13 protein-coding genes and 1 pseudogene are annotated in these 16,490 nt (G+C 38.9%); all 14 read right to left on the bottom strand.

The genetic code is table 11. From position 1 onward, the window contains the following. Positions 1–75 precede the first annotated feature (75 nt). The 14 genes and pseudogenes from AB4Z17_RS24160 to AB4Z17_RS24095 all read right to left on the bottom strand — a co-directional run bounded on the left by AB4Z17_RS24160 (position 76) and on the right by AB4Z17_RS24095 (position 16,453). Positions 76–648, bottom strand: a complete 573-nt coding sequence (locus tag AB4Z17_RS24160; protein ID WP_441962552.1) for a DUF3885 domain-containing protein — start codon at positions 646–648, stop codon at positions 76–78. Positions 649–676: 28 nt separating this feature from the next. Then, the gene (locus AB4Z17_RS24155) at positions 677–1,807 is read right to left on the bottom strand and encodes a hypothetical protein (RefSeq protein WP_441962550.1); all 1,131 of its coding nucleotides are present in this window, start codon (positions 1,805–1,807) and stop codon (positions 677–679) included. A gap of 179 nt (positions 1,808–1,986) precedes the next feature. Next, complete coding sequence (locus tag AB4Z17_RS24150; protein WP_441962554.1) at positions 1,987–2,592, bottom strand: CatB-related O-acetyltransferase; 606 nt, start codon at positions 2,590–2,592, stop codon at positions 1,987–1,989. Positions 2,593–2,660: 68 nt separating this feature from the next. Continuing rightward, positions 2,661–3,053 (bottom strand): annotated as a pseudogene (locus tag AB4Z17_RS24145) (GrpB family protein). An 88-nt stretch (positions 3,054–3,141) separates the two neighbouring features. Beyond that, positions 3,142–3,594 carry a hypothetical protein gene (locus AB4Z17_RS24140; protein ID WP_441962548.1) on the bottom strand — a complete coding sequence of 151 codons (453 nt, stop codon included), beginning with the start codon at positions 3,592–3,594 and terminating at the stop codon, positions 3,142–3,144. Positions 3,595–3,863: 269 nt separating this feature from the next. Next, entirely contained in the window at positions 3,864–4,757 is an 894-nt protein-coding gene (locus tag AB4Z17_RS24135) for an aminoglycoside phosphotransferase family protein (protein WP_441962546.1), read from the bottom strand. 30 nt (positions 4,758–4,787) lie between these two features. Then, a complete protein-coding gene (locus AB4Z17_RS24130; RefSeq protein WP_441962544.1) occupies positions 4,788–5,375 on the bottom strand; it encodes a GNAT family N-acetyltransferase in 588 nt (195 codons plus the stop codon). 193 nt (positions 5,376–5,568) lie between these two features. Then, a complete protein-coding gene (locus AB4Z17_RS24125) occupies positions 5,569–5,868 on the bottom strand; it encodes a hypothetical protein (protein ID WP_441962542.1) in 300 nt (99 codons plus the stop codon). A 202-nt stretch (positions 5,869–6,070) separates the two neighbouring features. After that, a complete protein-coding gene (locus tag AB4Z17_RS24120) occupies positions 6,071–6,844 on the bottom strand; it encodes a GNAT family N-acetyltransferase (protein WP_441962540.1) in 774 nt (257 codons plus the stop codon). A 64-nt stretch (positions 6,845–6,908) separates the two neighbouring features. Continuing rightward, positions 6,909–7,388: a GNAT family N-acetyltransferase gene (locus AB4Z17_RS24115; RefSeq protein WP_441962538.1), complete on the bottom strand. Its 480-nt coding sequence runs from the start codon at positions 7,386–7,388 to the stop codon at positions 6,909–6,911. A gap of 177 nt (positions 7,389–7,565) precedes the next feature. Continuing rightward, positions 7,566–8,036: a hypothetical protein gene (locus tag AB4Z17_RS24110; protein ID WP_441962536.1), complete on the bottom strand. Its 471-nt coding sequence runs from the start codon at positions 8,034–8,036 to the stop codon at positions 7,566–7,568. A gap of 166 nt (positions 8,037–8,202) precedes the next feature. After that, on the bottom strand, positions 8,203–8,793 hold the full coding sequence (locus AB4Z17_RS24105) for a class I SAM-dependent methyltransferase (protein ID WP_441962534.1): 591 nt from the start codon (positions 8,791–8,793) through the stop codon (positions 8,203–8,205). A gap of 570 nt (positions 8,794–9,363) precedes the next feature. Beyond that, on the bottom strand, positions 9,364–9,585 hold the full coding sequence (locus tag AB4Z17_RS24100) for a DUF7660 family protein (RefSeq protein WP_441962532.1): 222 nt from the start codon (positions 9,583–9,585) through the stop codon (positions 9,364–9,366). 1,111 nt (positions 9,586–10,696) lie between these two features. After that, positions 10,697–16,453, bottom strand: a complete 5,757-nt coding sequence (locus AB4Z17_RS24095) for an InlB B-repeat-containing protein (protein WP_441962530.1) — start codon at positions 16,451–16,453, stop codon at positions 10,697–10,699. Between the last annotated feature and the right edge of the window lie 37 nt (positions 16,454–16,490).

Genomic DNA, 16,490 nt, shown 5'->3' with positions numbered 1-16,490 from the left:
TCTTAAACTCGGCAGTAAATGTACGTCTTGGTTTTGGCATAGTAGATTCGCTCCTTCTCTGTTCCCTTCATTCTACTAGCCCYTAATTTTTCTGTCTAACTTAGTGTAGACGATCCAATTTTTGTAAAGTTCCTGGAGAGGTGCCGTTGTGTTAGAAACAATATCTAAACCTCTGCTGTCATATAAATAAAAAATCGTATTACGAGTTGTATTCACGAAAAATATTCTATGATACGCGAAGAGAAACATTGCAGGTTTAATATCTGATGTTTTGCAACTCAGTACATAACGGAACCTTACCCATTCATCTTCCTCTTCATCAGATATCGTAATGCTGTTACAATTAAGTTTTTTTAAAGTTTCCTTGCTTTTAACGCCTTTTTTAAACAATTTTATCTTGTAAGGCTTACTCTTCCTTCTAAAGCTAAGAAATAAAACAATAAATATTTCATCACTTTCACTGTGCGTTTTTTTAAATAGTTGAGTAGTACGATAGAGAACTTGTTCTCTGTATTTTTCATCAGAAACCAAAGGATCCGGGTCACCAATTTCAAATCGAATACCTACATCCGCGTTATAAAATAGAGGGGATTCCAATTTTAGTCCTAGAAACTTGTCATTGAGATAACGATCAAGTGATGCTGTCACTCATTTCCCACCCTTTCCCCGAAAAGTACTATAGTATTTGACTACTTAGGTTCCAAGACTCTTCTGCCAAATCAAGCAGTGCCTGAGTTACTAACAAAAGATGACTTAATTTTTCTTTTTGGTTTATTTTATCGTCTACTTCTAAATTACTAAGCATCTTATCAACAACCATGATAAACCTAAGCGATGTGCTCGCAGTAAAACCGAAACGGGCAAGTTTGAAATTCCCATCCCATCCCTCATCTCTGAGTCCTTGCATATAATTTAGAAATAACTCTTCCTTATACTCTGCTACCATGTTAACGGGAACTTTCTTTTTTAATAACGCATATCCAATCATTCGACCAAGCTCTTCTCCCACACCTGAAATGCTTGCAAACTGCCAATCAATCGCTATTAATGAATCATTTCCATTCAATTGCTCTATAAAAATGTTATCCCAGTGTACGTCTTGATGGGCAAATACACGAGGCAGTAATTCTAATGTCTCCAGCAAGCTGTTTACTCGGTCTCTATTGATACGATAAAGCTCCCACATAGAGCTCTTACCATTAAAATCAATTAAGCAAGAATCCCAAATAGCTTTTTGCTCCTCAATGGGTTTAGCATAAGCAGTACACACCTCAACCCAAGAACGCATCCAATTGTGGCATAAAAAAGATTCAGTTGGGAGAGTTGTCGCTGTTATGTATGCGCCATTGTATTTGCCAAGTAAATAGGATATTTTACACATGTGCTTGAATGACCATTCGCTTTGGACATTTTCAATAACTATATCCTCGAGCCAGATCCAGACATTTTCATCCGGATGCTCTTCTACTGTATAGCATAAGGGAGCCCTTATACCAAGTGGCAATTGATTCAGAATCCCTGAACGATAAACCAGAGCTTCGCGTTTCCAGTAGTAGTAGTGATTGACTTGATTACGCATAGGATCAGATTTTAGTATCTTGAGTATCATTGTATAATTTTGCTTTCTATCGTTGTCCAGAGCTATACAAGATACCCTATAAACCGAACTTTCTTCCTTGTTTTTTCCAAGAGGGCTGAAATTCCACGATAATAACTGTAAATTTTGAGAAGCTACAACTCGCTGTAATAGTGACTGTAAGTAATCAGGGTCAATTTTAATATCTTTTTCCGTTTTTGCGGTTATCATTATGAACAGACCTCTGTTTCTTCAAAATATATACATTTAAAATACGTGAAACGGTTCACGATTCCTTCCTGACAATTGCATTAACTTCCGGCTAACTTAATGAAAAAAGGAAGCAGTCGCTATAGCAAACTGCTCCTTATTTGTCAAACTATCATACCTTGTTAGCGTAATACCCTTTTTTATAATGACTTCAGTAGTTCTTTTAAATCATCCGTATTATTGCTTGTCAAAATTGGAATATATTCAGTTATTTTTTCAACATCCCAGTTCCACCACTTCAAAGTATTGAGAATATCAATAGTCTCCTCGTCAAATCTATAACGGATTAATTTTGCTGGGTTACCTCCAACAATGGAATAGGATGGAACATCTTTAGTTACGACTGCGTTTGTTGCAATTATCGCACCATCTCCAATATGAATTCCCGGCATAATTGTAGCATTATAGCCTATCCAAACATCGTTCCCTATAACTGTATCCCCTTTGAAACCACCACTTAGATTTTTTAGGCCGGCTTCCCACTCTCCTCCAAATGCCCCAAAAGGAAAGGTTGTAAACGAGTTTGTATTATGATTCCCACCATTCATAATAAATTTGGCGTTGGATGCTAAAGCGCAAAATTTTCCGATTTTCAGCTTATCACCAATAAAATCAAAATGATAAAGAACGTTTTTCTCAAAGCCTAACGGATCATTATTATCGTCATAATAGGTGTAATCTCCAACTTCAATATTTGGATTAACCACTATATTTTTAAGAAAACATAAGCTTCTGATATCCTTCATTGGGAAAACACTTTTTATATCTGGACCAATCAATTAGCGACACTCCTATAATATATTTTTAACTATGTTCATTTAATCTTCTTAGTTACACTTAGTTCGAATCCTAAACTGTCCAAAATTGAATTAATAAACTCAGTTTTTTCATCCGCATACAACAGTTTATCTGTCTGGTGTTTCTTGGAGAGTTTCACTTTCAAGTCTTGATATTCGTTTAGTGCTGCGTTATTTTCTAATAAGCCGTTGACACATTAACCCCCAAGTTGAAATTCTTTCAATTCAATTCCTATATCAATAATAGGTTTCGCGGATAAGTTTTTCACAGCTGTACTGCCTATATGGTGGACTGCCAAAATAAGTTCACCAAGTTCATTTTCTATTTGTGTCTTCTCCCATATAAACTCCTTCTCCCACTCTGCCGTCCAAGCCGCAAGAAAGACTTTACCTTTGGGTAGTCCTAGCACTCATATCACCTTTGCATCAACCATTTTAGGGGCATGCTAAAGTATTAAAGGTAATTTGTAAAATGTAATAATTTGCTCATATCGAGTCTTAATGCCCTCGTAAATCAAGATCACTTAATGGATAATTACTACTACCCCAAGTATAAACAATATAATAGTTAATTAATTTTTCATCTTTATTCAATGCCTTAAAAGTTAAATCATCATGCTCTATAAAAGCAATGTGATTACTAACCTGTTTTTCAACTATGTAACTCCAATCATTTTTGCGATACACCGAATAAAAATTATTTAATTCTTCCAAAGCAAGTTCTGATTTGATTAAAATAGCACCAAAAAATTGCATTCCATTTCCGTTTCCAACTAATTTTCCAGCTGATGATACAGCATCTATTATTTCAGTTTTATCTGGCAAATTTAATCTGATTAAATCTTTTTTAATGGAATATGCAATATTATTGTTTACAAATGGAATGGACGCAATTGGTATAACAAGAACAACCACTGCAATTGATAGAATAATTTTGAATGTCTTTTTCAATTAAACACCTCTCTCTAAATAATGAATCTATAGACTTAGCGCCTTCCTTTTTATTAATCCAATCAGTATGACAATATAGACGTAAGGGATTTTTAAATGTTTCCAATTAAGAATGTTTCATCCAATATCGAAATTTGTGTTACTCAACTTTACTACCCCTAGCTTAATAAAATGAGCAGGCCACCGCAGCGCCTGCTCATTTTAATTCTAACTCATATAAAACAAACTCCACTGCGAAAACCAAAGTCTCTGTTAAATGGAAGCTAAAGCTATTTTTCAATTTTCTCTGATTCGTAGTCGTCTACGATTATATTAATAATTTTATATGATTCGTCTGCAATAGCTTTGTTAGTATTTTTATTACCATTGTAGGTTATTAACGCCTTCCATAACGCCCATCCTCTTGCTCGGTTCCAAGTTCCTTCATCCATATTTAATACACTTTTGAATATCTTTCTACTCTCATCATCAAAAAATGTCCAAGCCATTGCAGCATCACAAGCAGGATCACCAACTCCCAAAATACCGAAATCAATGACTGCATAGAGTTTTCCGTCTTGAATGAGTATATTTCCTGGTGCTATATCACCATGGACCCAAACCGGCTCCATTTCCCATTTAGAATCAAGGGCTGATTCCCAAATTTCTTTTAAGACCTGTTCATTAAAAACATCTTTATTATTCTCAATTGCATATCTTGACTCTTCATCGTATACAGCTATAGATCCGCCTCTATAAAAATTATGCTCCCCGGCTAAAGGACCTTCACTAGCATCAATAGATTGTAATTCAATTAAAAAAGAACCCAAGTCTATTGCAAATTGGTTAAGATCATTTAAATTTTCCTGAGACAATACCTCTCCTTCCAACCATTTGTTGATTGACCATGGCCAAGGATATTCTTCACTAGGATTTCCCTTAGCTATTGGCATGGAAATAGGTAAAGAAAGTTTTTTTGATAACAATGGCAGCCACTTTTGTTCTTTCTCCACTTGAGGAGCATAGGATGCTGCACTTGGCAATCTTACACTCATATGTTCACCTAAATGAAATGTTCTATTATCATTCCCACTAAATTTTACAGGTCTTATTTCTAAATCAGACCATTCTGGGAATTGTTCATTTATTAATCTTACAACAACATCAACATTTATATTTTTCATTAATCACCTCTCCAATCACCCAAATTGCGTCTATATAATATGATGGTCCTTATGAAGAAAATTCACATACTCATCCTTCGTTAAACCAAACAAGATGGAATCATGATATTTTCCGTTTATGTAAAACACTTGACGCCTGATTCCTTCTTGAACACACCCTACTTTTCTAAGCATACTAGCCGATGGCTCATTTCCTTCAAGAACATAATCATTGAATTTATTTAGTCTACGCTCGAAGAAAGCGTATCTTAGGAGCATGTGAACTGCCCTGGTTCCATATCCTTTACCTCGGTAGAGTTTATCAATCACGATGCCTATGCTAAATGTTCCATTCCTCTCGTCAATGCTATTTAAATTAATACCTCCTACACTTACACCATTCAAGTCTTCAATGGTAAACATAATTCTACTGTTCGTTGATGAAAAGTCCGTATTTTCCTCAACAAATCTTTTTGCTTCAGAAATTGTAGGCGGCAATTCTATTGTACATTCTAACAATCGACGCGCAGGAGTGTCATATCCACTTACATAACAGCTTTCCCAATCTTCTAGTGAAATTCCCCGCAATCGTATAGCTTCGTCTTGCCAAAAGTAAGTGCTGTAGTCTATTTCTTGCATAGAAACACCTCCACTTAATGAATAATTGTTATAATTATAACTAGTAAATTCAATGCGTAGTTAGTAATTTTCGGTTATAACTATTTTGCCCGTTAGCTTAATAAAAAAAAGCAGGCCACCGCAGCGCCTGCTCATTCTTCTATGCTATTCAATCACCATATCTGTTAGTTTAACGAGCTAATTATACAAACAACTACTCTTCTTGTTTCACTTTTTTTCGTCGAGAGAGTGATACCCCTCCAAAGCCACTGATGACAGCAATGTAAAAACCTATATCATACCACCAGCCAGAGTTGTAGATTTCATATACTCTAATATCGTGATTGAAAATGCCAATAATAACGGAAATAGGAGCAACCCAGCCATGCCATATCCCCCAGAAAAAACCTGCAGGATTTTGAGCATTATTTACACTATCTCCAGGTACACAGCCCGTTAATGAAAGTACAGTAAAAGTCATAAGTACCATTATTAATAAATACCTTTTTTTCATATCTCATCACCGTCCAATAACAAGTTTAACGAAGCCAATTTGTAGAATATAAATTTCACCTTCTATACTATGGAGACTAATCTCAAAATATTCTACAATTTCTTTTCCCTATATTAATCAAGCTGCCAACCTTTAAATATGTGAGATGTCCTCGCCTTCAAAGCGCTCCCTACGTCAATGGGCTTCGCCACGCTACATGTTATTACATCGGATGCTCTGCGATTAGATCAAATCCAAGTTTATTGGCAAGAGATATCGATGCTTGATTATCTGTATGACAACTCCAGTTTGGTAGTAGTCTTTTACTACGACATTCATTGATAAACTCGATACCAACTTTTGTCGCGAGCCCTCTACATTTATGTTCCTCGATTGTAATAATATCAATCTCAGCAAAACCTCCGCCAACGTAAGGGGATGAACAAACACTTATGATTTTATTCTCTTTTGTAATAAAATGTCCGATGCCGCGCTCATTAAAATGCTCGTTGGAATCCCACACTAGCTTATAGTATGTATAGAAATCCTCGCGATATCTATTCGAGATATCTTCGTTTAGAACTTCATATTTCAGTCCTTCATCGATGTTTATATGTATGTCTTTACTATTTTCAATAAACTTTTGATCATTAAATCGGAAATAAGTACGTTTTATTTTATTTGCATGTTCTAGTTGATATTTCTGGAAAGCTCTTTCCCATTCGTCTGTGAACATCGCTAGTGCATAGAACCCAATGTGGTTGTCCTTATGATTTAGAAAGTTCGCTACAGCATCATTAAATCTGCAATCTGAGGCATTACCAACTAAACAATAAAATCCACCGCAACTTGTAAGAAAAGCAGCAGACGGATCTAATCTACTGTTTACAAATATCCTTCCTCTTTGCACATGTTCAATTACAGAAATGGCAAAGACTGCTTTGTTTTGGATTTTTGAAAACATTGGTAATACTTTAGTAAATTCGTTCCTACTCAACTCGAACATGACCCACCTCATTAATAATTAGTCAGCTTCATTCTAGGTTATTTTCCTTTTCAACTTAGAGCCTTAACATAGTTACTTGTTCATTTTCATTTATTATCTCACCGGTATCACGAAAGCCAATACTTTCATAGAGCCTTTTAGCAACAACGTTATCGGTTACATATGGTATCCAACAATACTCAGCATGTCCTACGGGAAATGTGTATATATACTCTATTATTTTTTTCATAGCTTCCCTGCCATAACCTCGTTTCTGGTATTGTTCACTAATCATAAAGCGCAAAATACAATAATTATTATTAGCGATTTTCGGAACCTCGTAACCAGTAACTCCATAAACAATCATAACAAAACCTACCATATTCTCATCAGCATAAATGGCAAAGGGAAGTGGGGAACCTTCGTTGGTACTTAGAACATAACACGAAGCAATACTTGAGAGATTGGATGCAACAAAAGGGGATTGGTCATCTGAAACTTTTAACTTGAATATTTCGCGTCGATTTTCTAATGTGATTTTACGAAGTGAAATCATGAAATTTTCTCCCTCCAAATAATACATGTATTCGGATTCACATTGAGATTTTTAAACTATATATTATGGTTATATTTACGCTAACCTACCCGTTATAGCTTGATAACAAAGGAGCAACGGCATTAGTAAACTGTTCTTCTTTGGTCAACTTTAGTGTCCCGTTAGTTTTAAACGCTACTAATTGTCGAACCAAAAGACCATGCGTACATTATCAGGTTCATCAATTTTACTTAGACGTGGGATAAAGTCACTCACAAAAGGGATAACCAACTCTTCAAAAGTAAAAATTTCTTCGTTGTCATCTTCCATTGTTTGTTGCCAATCATATTGGAGGAGTTCTTTTAAAGTGAGCCAACTTCTTGTGTGAGCATCCCCATTTTCTTCATCACTTTGATTCTTTACGTCTGGACTAACATCATCAGGAAGTCCCTTTGGCAGCGATATTGGTTGAATATTATATCGATTTCTTACATTAGCTAAAACCGCAAACAGTAGATAATTTCTATCTGTCCAGTATCTTTTTCGAACTTCTTTTACCTCAAAGTAAGGGTTATATATCCATTCATCTACGCTGATCCATTCAGTAATCAAAGGATTATCAATCTTAATTGTTTTCTGCTCGATATATACATGAATGTCTGTCCCCAATTATGCCACTGCCTTTCATCAATGAATTTAAAATTCAACTTCAATCGGCGTTCTTTCTCATTCTAATTCATATTGGAACTATCTTGGGCCATAGCTCAACGAGGCTGCTATTTCATGCAACAGCCTCATCCTGATTTTCATATGCTAACTTGTACCGTCAGTTAAATCATTTTTTGATTTTGCAAATGTAAAAAGAATATTCAGGAAAAACCTCGTATACATCCTTTTGTTCTAGGAGATAGCTACTATTTCTTATGTATTCATAAACCAATTCTATTGAGTATTTTAAGCTCGACATAAACATTAGATATCCCCCATGCTTTAACAATCTAAAACATGAATCCAGGCATTTTTCAAAATCCCCAGTCTCGTGTATAGCAGATCCTATTAATGTCACAAGATCATATTTTTCTATAGGCAAATCCGAATCAAAAATATTTTTGCACAAAACTTCTGAAGGATTCGGATGTCTTTCCTTCTGTTGCCTATACGAGAATATTTCACATATTTCAGTGTCTATATCAATACTCGTTAAATTCCCCTTTCCCTTTAACCAATATCCAAGGTAGTCATCCCAATCCCCTGTACCGATACCGACATTGCATACTTGCATTTCATCTGCAATGGGGAATGCTTTTCTGACGTAATCTCTTGTCACCAATTCAGTGTGGATACAAGGTGGTGATAAGTTCCACTCACCAGCTTCGGGACTTTTGAGTTCAAGATAATAATGAAACAATTTTTCATCCATATTCATTGAGAATCCCCCAATTTGCATATCATTATATGCTTAATAAAATGAGCAAGCCACAGAAGTCCCTACTCATCTTTTGATTTATTCAACTAACTTCCCTAGTTAGCGCAAGAGAGCCTTATTTATCTGAGAACGTTGTCCAAACTTGGTTATACAGTGTCATACCGTATTTTAACGAAAAACATCGATTAGCTTATTCAAAACGATGTATTCCAACACAACTATTCCTATGCAAATAAGTATAAAAAACTGAAGTCTCGCTGTGTTAATTCTATCCTTCCAATATTCCCCTCTAAAAAACGAAATTATGTTAGGAGTAAAAGTATGCCTAATAGATTCGTTATAATCATTTTCATCCACAAAGAAAATACGGAACAGAAATTTATATATTGGAATATTTAAAAGAAATAAAACAATAATTATAACCAGTTCAAAAGTCATATTGTTTTCCTCCAAAAATATCTTTACCTTATTTTACAATATATGAACGTCTTAGTTACAAACTTAGTGATCATTCCATTAAGGTGCTCTCAAAGTAAATTAATCTATCAAAATTGGACTAATTAATAATCATCACTCGTAGGATTTTCCAGCAGAGAGAATAATTGCGAAAATACTCCAATCTGGCTCAAGATTAGTCCCTGAATCTTCAAGCCAGGCCTTCATCCCTTCTAAAAATGATTCCAAATTCGAATTTTCCCAATCATTTTTATTTGTATCCAAATCGCTCATTAAAGAAGCTACAAAATGAAGCATATCCTCTTTTGTTTTTACCTCATAAGGGTTTAAGCTCATTGTACTGAATCACCTCAGAAAAAATTGATAGTTTTATTTTTTTGTTACCCAATTTTAACACATATTGGAACCATACTGCCCAACAGTAAAAAACAAGAATACGCAAAAAAACTTCCCCGCAGTACCCTGCAGTGAAGTTCTCTTTAATAAAATATCTTTTCATTCCGTTATCGTCGCTGCTTTGTAATATCTCAATATATTGATTTTTAAAATATTGCACATGCTCAGACACCCACTGGGCAAAGGTGCGTGCTGGGCGGCCAGTGACCTGTTCGATAGGCGGTTTCCTTTTTGTTAATCTTAATCTCCCTGTCAGTACATCGGGTTTTTATTATTGAAATACTTTGTAGTATTTTTCAACATGTTGTTTGTAACAATGTTAACGACTATTAATCGGACGATTCAGCGATTTCATGCACGCCTTCAGTCGGTTTTCCGCGTAAAATTTCTCAAAAACGTTAACCATATGGTCAGCCTGTTTTTTGAAATTTTCCTTTAAGTAAACTAAATATTTTTATTGTTTTTTCAGAAAAACCTTGAAAGAAATCATTTAGATATTTTTGGACAAGGAACCGTGCCAAACTAAAGAATAGTGAAATAACTATTATAAACACAAATAATCTTATTCCTGTTTCTAAATATACCATTCAGATAACGCCCTCCTATTCAATTATCATTATATACCAAGACATTGATTAAACAGGAACAAAAATTTTATTCTATACTTGTTCTAATGAATAGAATTGCTTATTAATTTAAATTAGATTTGGCTATTTATCTTTATCCAGTACATCAAGGAATCTTTACCATTATAGTCAACGCCAGCTTTTTGTATTGCCCTTAAATACGCTTATAAAGTGAATGTTAATTTGTGTGCGTTAGTTCGCAGTGAGCGAGGAAGATTGAAAAAAAGGATGTCTACAAAAATATCGCAAAACCCTTTTTACACTTTCTAGATTGCCTTGCTTCATTGATAAAACAAACTCAACAGGGTCATTGATGTCAATAATATTAGTTTTAGGGTTTGGTGTGGCAAGCATCACCATAACAGCTAAAGAGTAAAAACGAAGGCGCCCAAACGGGCGCCTTCACTTATGAAATCAAAATAGAATCAGGTTAGATCCGGCATCACGAATCCGGCATTATAATTACCGCTTTGGATCGTTTCACTCAAGTCACTGGTTTTGACGCCATACACTTGGATACTTACATATGTGCCTGTATTTACATTCGCCAAGCTATCGACCTTTAGCGTAACCTCATTCTCATGACCAACGCCGCCCCAAGTCGCTGAATGCACGGTCGCCATTTGGGGAGGCATACCGCTCTGTATCCACACCATATAGTTTCCAATCTCTGCTGCCGAAGATTGATCGACTGCCTTGCTGAACTTCACCTTCAGAAGACTGCCGGATGAGCCCGCCGCTTCGCCAATATACTCCACAGTGGATACGGAGATAGGCAGCGTACTTGCTTTGATCGTATAGCTCAGTGTCAACACTTCGCTGGCTTCTACGCCGTTTCTGAAGGCAACGGCTTTAATGTTCATATCGTTAACTACATAAATTGGAGAACCGGCATTATACGTAAAGCTATTCAAGTCCGTAATATCTGCTGTCGGCACGGCGTTGTTCGACGTGTAACGAATGGTCGCGCCAGCCTCCGCGCTCAGATGTACGTAAGTTCCGTATGGTACTGCTCCGCTCGTTACATCAGCCGTCGGTGTCTTCGCTCTCACCACACCAGGCTCCCATTGTGCTGAATAGGTGACATCTTGGGCTGGCATTGTGGCTGGAATGGCAGGAAACCATCCCTTGAATGTATAACCTGCCCGTGTCACTCTCGGCTGAATTACGCCGGACATATCTGTTCCATACACAACATTGATCGTTGTACCACCTGTCCCTCCATTTGCATCATACGTCACCTTGTAGGTATTCCGTTTGTAATACAGCTTTAGCTGAAGCGGGCTATTAGCCGAAACTGTACCTGATGCAACGGTACCCGATACGCTGCTGTCATAAGTAAAGCCTTCATAACTCTTTGGAGTTGCTGTAACCGCTTCATTTTCTGAAGAGTAAATTGTCTCAGATTCGCTTATGGTGTAAGAGCCATTTAGATCTTGCCTAATATGGGTCACCACATAAGAACCCGTATTCCAGATGGCTTTGAAATGTAGAGCGTACGCCGGCATTGTCATTTTTGCTGGCTTGGAAGGTGACCATCCGCCGAATGCAGCCGTTTCATGCGTCACATAGGGTTGCATGATTCTTGCACCATATGGAAGGTTGTATACGAAATAGGGTTCGGTGTTGCCTAAGACAGTCCCTCCGTTTAAATCATAGGTCACCGGATATAAGTTGCGTTTGTAGTACAGTCTTAGAACAGTAGTTCCATCACCTGCTATTGTACTCGATTGCAGTGTGCCGGGAGCGCTGCTGTCCAAAGTAAAGCCTTCATAACTCTTAGCAGTTGCCGTGATCGTCGCCGCATCCGTAGTACCTTTATAGTTTTCCTCATCGACGACTGTATACGTATTTCCTAAGATCGATGGTCCGGTGACACCCGTTTTAATATCCTGTTGCAAATGCACGACTTTGTAAGGCGTATCGCTCTTTGCCGTCCACGTCGCCGTGTACGTTGTGTCTTGATTCGGTACTATGCTCGGAACGGATGGCGACCATCCGGTAAATGTATAACCTGGTCTTATAACTACAGGCGTCCATGAAATGTTTTGACCAATAGGCAACGTTAGCGAACGCACAACCGATTGATCCCCGTAGCCAGATTTGAAAGTCATCGTTCTAGTCGCACGCAGGTAATAAAGCTTAACGACCGTCGAGCCGTTCGCGTTAATGTATACTCCTTTGAGTACCGTTTGCGGCAAATAACCTTGGTTCACGTATTTGGTTGAAGTGAGTTTAATCTCAGAATCGGTTGGGCCCCTCAAGACCTCTTTATCCGCAAGGGTAGCAGAGTTGTCATTAGGGTCTCGCAGATAATGCTCAATGGTATACGGCGTATCGGCGTCAGGCACCCAGCGCGCATAGAGCGTCTTAAAAACTGCAGGCATTCGGTCAGGAATCGTATACTTCGAGCCGCCCTCATGATTGTCATACCAACCTGCAAACGTATACCCTAGTCGTACAGGATCCTTCGGAACCGTAATTTTTGCGTTATATTGCGCGGCGATCGCCAAAGGCATATCACCGTTATTAAAATACAGTTGGAATCCCCAATTAAACGAGGCTGCTGAGAAAGTCAATGAAAATGTGCGCTTGATTTGAGCAGAAGTGAATGCCAAAGGCGCATTCTTCCATGTAATCGTCAGGTTTCCTGTGGCTCCCAATGTGTTCGAGTTTTTCATCTTTAATGTCTTGGTTCTAGAATCGTATATGAAGTCAGGACTATCAACCTCAATCGTGAAATTGGATTGATCAAACGTCCTTTCACTCGTCTCTCCTGTTTTCAAATCCATCACATTCATCGTGAAAAGCTTGTCTGGCAATTGTACAGATGTTACCTTGCCTGTGAGCTGAACGCCAAGCTTATCATCCTGTGGGTATACAAAGTCATAGACATCATGTTGTGCCCCCGCAGTATAAAGCGGCCATTCATTTTCATAGATTGGGACTTCGGTTGTGAGCAGGCCATCCCCCAGCTGTGCGGCCAATGCCGACTCCAAATAAATGCCCATCTCCATATACAAGGCTCCGAGAGACTTAGCTTTCTTACCGGCGGCCGAATTTGTCAGCTCGTAGTAGAAATACCCCCATAAGTTCAAGTAAGGACCCGCTTCTACCTCGAACCCAATACTGTTCAGATCAACACTTAGAATTCCTGCTTTAAGCTCCATTTGAATACCTGCTCGAAGCCCTAAAGTGCCAAGGACATAAAATTTAAATTTATACTCGCCATCACCTGATAAACTTACCGTGTTGCTGCTGCCTGATCCGCTTAGAACGCGTACAGTCACCGAATAACGTTTAGCACTCTTATAATTGAAATCAATACCTACAGTAAGATTCGGATTCATGTTAATAACTAAATTGACTGTAAATTCAATCTCAATTATACCCATGCAAACTCTTGCGCTTTTTTTAACCAGCTCTTTGCTTAAGAGTGGAACCCATTCCGTCTCATTCTCAAGTATGTCTTGATACTTGCTCCTCAATGTGTCCCCGGATATTGCACCTGAATCACCCACACCATCCAGAAGCGCTTGGATTTCCGTAGCGATGTTTTGCACGTCTTCTGCTTCGGCCCAGTCCACCAACGAATCCTTCAGCTTTTCCTTTGCCATTGTGCCGATCTCAGCAGTCACAGTGATTCCTGTATACGTGTAGGCATCCAGGTTGGCTGTAATCATGTAGTCCTTTATGATAGGAATAAACCAATACCACTGGATTTGGGTATCCCCGTTAATACCGAGTTCAAAGCGCAATTCTTCGACGAATGTACTAGTCAAATGGATAACGATGCTATCATCATTTCCATCGTCCGTATCTATGACAATATCGCACTGAACTTGGAGTGTAACACTTGCACCCGTATATCCAGGAAAATGCTTCAGCTTATCGCTTATGGAAGGTACGACGGTCAGATTTTCTACCGATACTTTTACACCATCGTTTTCCGAAGCCGACAACGCAGTTACTTCGTAACGCTGCTTGAAGGTGTCAGTCTGCAGCGCCACAGCTGACAAATAATTAGCAGCTTCTTGCACGAATCCGCTTGCTACCGCTTCCTGCTTAATTTGTCCTTCCAAAGCAGCACTATCAGCATCTGACAATAATTGAACTCCATCGATTTTTTGTTTTTGATAGAAATCCAGGGCGCCGGTAATTTGCTCCTCAGCTGCATCGGTGTAGGCAATAACATCCATTTCTGCATCATGAGTTATTGACGTAATGAGTCCGTAGCCCGCAGAAGATCCGCTGCCGAATTCACCATTGTAGAAAGCGATAAAGTCGCCCGCTTTGACAACTGTGAGGTCATTAAGACCGAGTGGCGCATACTTGCTATCTTGGAAGTTCATCGTTGAATGCTCTACTGTAATGGAGTGGTTTGTCGCATCCCCATCCGTATCCGATGCCATGCTAACTGGTAGGACGTTTGGTTTAACTAACACATTTTTGACATCGGCACTTGTGTAGGTGTACGTGTTGCCGTTTATCGCCGTGATCTGCACATATGCTACATCGCCATTATCGGCATCGCTTGTATCCGCAGTACGCTGATCCGGCCGAATCCCTTCGTAGATCGTGACGGTTTCGCCAATTTGAATGATCGTACTGCCGGTATATACGAAAGTGCCGTTTGTCACATTTGCGGAGCCTAGATCAATTCCACTATTACCAACACTAGCAAATAGTACCGGAATCGAAGCAGAGGCAACCGACGTGCCGTTGTTAGTCATGCCCGATAGGTCTGCGAATGGCAAATAAATCATATCGGAATTTAGCGGTAGATTTACAACCTCTTGTTTAGCAATGCTAAAAATATAGATTGTGGTCGTTTGGTCTTGACCTGCAAAAGAAAGATTAGTATCAGTCAACGTTAATTGGTAGGTGTTGCCTTCTTCAAATTTCCCGCCTTTGGCAGCAACAGTGAATCGACCATTGGAGCCGGTTACTTCAATACCAGCAAATGCAGGATTGGCCGGAGATTCAAACTTCAATCCAGCTTTAACTTGATCTGCCGTCATGCTGCCAGTAGCATCATTCACTTGGGCAGTGAAGCTCGGAGTTTGATCCAGTATCGTAATACTCGGAATACTTTGCACAGCCTCTTCGACGCTATCCACATATTTGGCATACAGCGTCATATTGCCGCTCACGACATCGTTATTGAGCAATACTTGGGTAAGGCCACTATCTTTATACCAGCCTTGGAAAATCGCTCCTACCTTGAATGGCACCTGAAGATTATTTAGTGATTCACCTTGACGCAGCGTAAGGCTATTAATAGCGGAGCCCCCGTTGGTTTCAAATGAAATGATATACTTGGTGTTGCTTGGGCTTTGACCGCCACTGCCACCAGGGTTCTGTTCTATTGTCGTTGGTGTTGAAGGTTTTGTTGTTGAACCGGGGGTTGCTACTGCTTTTACAACCTCGTTGCTTCTCATGCAAAACGTGGCTGCCTCAGCACGAGATGCTTGGGAGCGTGGATTAAAATTGCCTTTGGCATCGCCAGAAATTAATCCTGCCTGCCACAGCTTGACGATCGCATCGACTGCCCAGGGAGAAATATTGGATATGTCTTTGGGTTTAGAGGTTAGGCTGACGTTCGTCTGATAGGGTATTTTGTATACTTCAAAAAACCTCAAAGTCAACGTGGCCATCTGCTCTCTTGTAATCGGCGCGTCCGGCGAGAAAATATGGTTGCCACTTCCGCTTGTAATGCCTTTGTCAACGGCCCATTGCACATATGGCGCATACCAAGCAGTCGGCTGCACGTCTGTAAAAACAAGAGTTGCATATTGGCTTACATCAACTCCTGCCATACGCCCAAGTACAGTTACATACATCGCACGAGTCATTGTACCGCCGGGCGAGAAGCTGTCCTTATCCGTCCCGCTGAATATTCCACTTTGTTGTACATAGGTGACGGCATCGTAAAACCAGTCTGTTGGTTTAATATCTTTAAACGATTGTTGAGGTGCCTGTTGTTCATCAGAGATGTTCGCAGCGGCTACCGATCCTTCTTGTGACAGATCATGCCAATTGATTGTCGAAGAAGAAAGATTYGGAGAAGCTTGCCGTGATACTGCTTCGGGTGCGTTAGCGTTAGCAGCAAAGATATGAGGTGGTACTAAGGAAACAAGTATACATAATGTTAGCCATAAGCTTAGTATTCTTTTATACAAAATACTTTCCCTCCCGCAATTTTCTACACTTTTCCAC

It is taken from the genome of Paenibacillus sp. TAF43_2 (assembly GCF_052113545.1).
Taxonomy (GTDB): domain Bacteria; phylum Bacillota; class Bacilli; order Paenibacillales; family Paenibacillaceae; genus Pristimantibacillus.
Note: the sequence above shows the minus strand (reverse complement) of the source record. Positions and strands in the feature narration are given on the sequence as shown.